General features: G+C 58.7%; 1 protein-coding gene and 1 pseudogene. Both read left to right on the top strand.

Features of this window, described 5'->3' with window-relative positions:
• A pseudogene (locus HHJ19_RS06100) lies at positions 1-577 on the top strand (argininosuccinate synthase domain-containing protein); the annotation flags it as partial.
• A 519-nt stretch (positions 578-1,096) separates the two neighbouring features.
• Positions 1,097-3,292, top strand: a complete 2,196-nt coding sequence (katG, locus tag HHJ19_RS06095) for a catalase/peroxidase HPI (protein WP_296905002.1) — start codon at positions 1,097-1,099, stop codon at positions 3,290-3,292.
• The last annotated feature ends 99 nt before the right edge of the window (positions 3,293-3,391 follow it).

The raw sequence follows: 3,391 nt of genomic DNA, 5'->3' as shown, positions 1-3,391 counted from the left end.
CACCGACCTGGTCGAGCTGATCCTCGAAGCCAACCGCATTGGCGGCCGCCACGGACTGGGCATGAGCGACCAGATCGAAAACCGCATCATCGAAGCCAAAAGCCGCGGTATTTACGAGGCACCTGGTCTGGCGCTGCTGTTCATCGCCTATGAGCGCCTGGTCACCGGCATCCACAACGAAGACACTATCGAGCAGTACCGGGACAGCGGCCGCCGCTTGGGCCGTCTGTTGTATCAGGGCCGCTGGTTTGATTCACAGGCCATCATGCTGCGCGAAACCGCCCAGCGCTGGGTCGCCAGCGCCATCACCGGCGAAGTGACGGTTGAACTGCGCCGGGGCAATGACTACTCCATCCTTAACACCGAGTCGGCCAACCTGACCTACCACCCCGAGCGGCTGAGCATGGAAAAAGTGGAAGGCGCGTTTACGCCGCTGGACCGCATCGGCCAGCTGACCATGCGCAACCTGGACATCATCGATACCCGCGCCAAGCTCGGCATTTACGCTCAAAGCGGCATGTTGTCGCTGGGGACAGGCGGCGATTTGCTCAAGCTGTCGGGCGACAAGGGCGTCTGAGCGATGTGAGTTGTTTGCAGGGCAAAAAAAATGCATAACGTTACAGTGGCGCGTCGACTGACAGCGCGTTAAGGTACTTTTGCGCCTGTTTTAGTCGTCCGAGCAGGTTAGTGGGCGGATCCGGACGGGAAAATTTCTTTGCACATCAGCGCGGTGTCCGTTTCCCGGCGCGCTTACCCTGACAAAGCCCAGGGTGCAAACTTGGCCAATCATCTGCGATGCCGGAAAGCCAGATGTAAACGCAAGGCCTGCGGTCATGAGAGAAGAGGTACTTTGTTCAGGTGCACCGGCATCGAGTAGCGCACTGCACAAGTTGAGCAGCGCGTCCGCCTTGAAGATTGGGAGCGCGACACGGTCATTGGCCAGAACCCTCCATCCGGCAGCGTAAGCACAAGGACAGGCCCGGTGAGTTTGCCCGACCATACTATCGCTGCGATTGGAAATATTACATTGATGAATCGGCGCCCAAACTTTACAGTTGGCGGTGAGATAAGTTGCAATCAACCGATGGAGAGAATCATGTCGACCGAATTAAAATGCCCGTTTCCAACTGCCGCTTTCAAACCTTCAGTACCCCGGCCAAGGACAGTTGCAGACTGGTGGCCTGAACAGTTGAACCTCAAGATACTTAATCAGAACTCCCCCCTGTCTGATCCCATGGGCAAAGAGTTCAACTACGCCGAGGAGTTCAAGACCCTCGACCTGGAAGCCGTGGTCAAGGACCTCCATGCCTTGATGACGGATTCCCAGGACTGGTGGCCCGCGGATTACGGCCACTACGGGCCGTTCTTCATCCGTATGGCGTGGCACAGTGCGGGCACGTACCGTACCACCGATGGTCGCGGTGGCTCGGGCTTCGGCACACAGCGATTTGCGCCCCTTAATAGCTGGCCGGACAACGTGAACCTCGACAAGGCACGCCGCCTGATCTGGCCGATCAAGCAGAAGTACGGCCGGAAACTTTCCTGGGCTGACCTGATCGTCCTCACCGGTAACGTCGCCCTGGAGTCAATGGGATTCAAGACCTTCGGTTTCGCCGGTGGGCGCGAGGACGTCTGGGAGCCTGGCGAGGACATTTACTGGGGATCCGAAGACACTTGGCTTGGAAACAATCGCTACACCGGCGACCGGGAACTTGAGCAGCCTCTCGGGGCCGTTCAGATGGGTCTGATCTACGTGAACCCACAAGGACCGGACGGCAACCCCGACCCGGTCGCTGCAGCACGGGATATCCGCGAGACGTTCGCTCGCATGGCGATGAATGACTATGAAACCGTGGCGCTGTGCGCCGGCGGGCACACTTTCGGCAAATGCCACGGCGCGGCCTCTGAAGACTACAAGGGCCCCGAACCCGAGGGCGCCGATATTTCCGAGCAAGGCCTGGGCTGGACCAGCAGCTTTGGCAGCGGCAAAGGTGTCGATACGATCTCCAGCGGGCTGGAAGGGGCATGGACCGCCACCCCGACGACATGGGATAACAGCTACTTCGACACGCTGTTCGGCTACGAGTGGGAGCTGACGAAGAGCCCTGCCGGCGCGCACCAGTGGAAACCCAAAAACGGCGCTGGGGCGGGCACCGTGCCCGATGCCCATGACCCGTCGAAGCGACATGCGCCCTTTATGGCCACGACGGACCTTTCCCTGCGGATGGACCCTGCCTATGAGAAGATTTCCCGGCATTTTCACCAGAACCCGCAAGAGTTTGCAGACGCTTTTGCCAAGGCCTGGTACAAGCTGACGCATCGCGACATGGGGCCTGTATCCCGGTATCTGGGCTCGCTCGTGCCGGCGCAACATCAGCTGTGGCAGGATCCCATCCCCGCAGTGGATCATGAATTAATCGGGGAGCAAGAAATTGCGGCCCTGAAATCCAAGGTTCTTGCATCTGGACTTTCTATTTCCCAACTGGTCACGACCGCCTGGGCTTCAGCGTCGACGTTCCGCATCAGCGACAAGCGCGGCGGGGCAAACGGAGCGCGTATTCGCCTTGCACCGCAAAAAGATTGGGAAGTGAATCAACCGGTCGAATTGGCGAAGGTGCTGCAAGCGCTGGAAGCGATCCAGATAGTTTTCAACAGTGCGCAGTCGGGCGGTAAAAAGGTTTCGCTTGCTGACTTGATCGTGCTGGGTGGTTGTGCGGCCGTTGAGGCAGCTGCAAAGAAGGCCGGGCAGGACGTGAAGGTTCCCTTCACGCCGGGGCGCATGGATGCTTCGCAAGAGCAAACCGATGTGGACTCATTCGCCGTGCTCGAACCAGCCGCGGACGGATTCCGCAACTACATCCGGAAGGGACTGGAAGGATCGGCTGCCGAGCTGCTGCTGGATCGGGCAAATCTGCTGACGCTGACCGCGCCCGAAATGACGGTATTGGTCGGTGGCATGCGCGCCATGAATGCAAACTTCGGGCAAACGAAACACGGTGTTTTCACCAACCGGCCTGAAACATTGACCAATGATTTCTTCGTGAACCTGCTCGACATGAGCACCAAGTGGCAGAAATCCACTACCGCTGAAGGCGTGTTGGAAGGTCGTGATCGGGCGGCGGGCGAGCTCAAGTGGACGGGCACCGTCGTTGATCTGGTCTTCGGTTCGAACTCCCAGCTTCGAGCCCTTGCAGAAGTCAATGCCTGCAGCGACGCAAAGCAGTCGTTCGTGCGTGACTTTGTGGCAGCCTGGAACAAGGTGATGAACCTTGATCGCTACGACCTTGCCTGATCTCAGAAAAGATCTGTAAAGGCCTGTGACGCGCAGCCACGAGCTGGCACCGGATTAAACCGGAACAGATAGTGGCTGCGCGAATCGAAGCGAGACAGT

The sequence above is a fragment of the Polaromonas sp. genome (assembly GCF_012927415.1).
Classification (GTDB): Bacteria; Pseudomonadota; Gammaproteobacteria; order Burkholderiales; family Burkholderiaceae_C; genus Polaromonas.
The sequence above is the reverse complement of the archived record's forward strand: the minus strand, read 5'-3'. Positions and strand labels throughout refer to the sequence as shown.

Bases quoted from the DNA above. Each gene is read 5' to 3' on its own strand.
- katG (WP_296905002.1), top strand. From the start codon at position 1,097: ATGTCGACCGAATTAAAATGCCCGTTTCCAACTGCCGCTTTCAAACCT.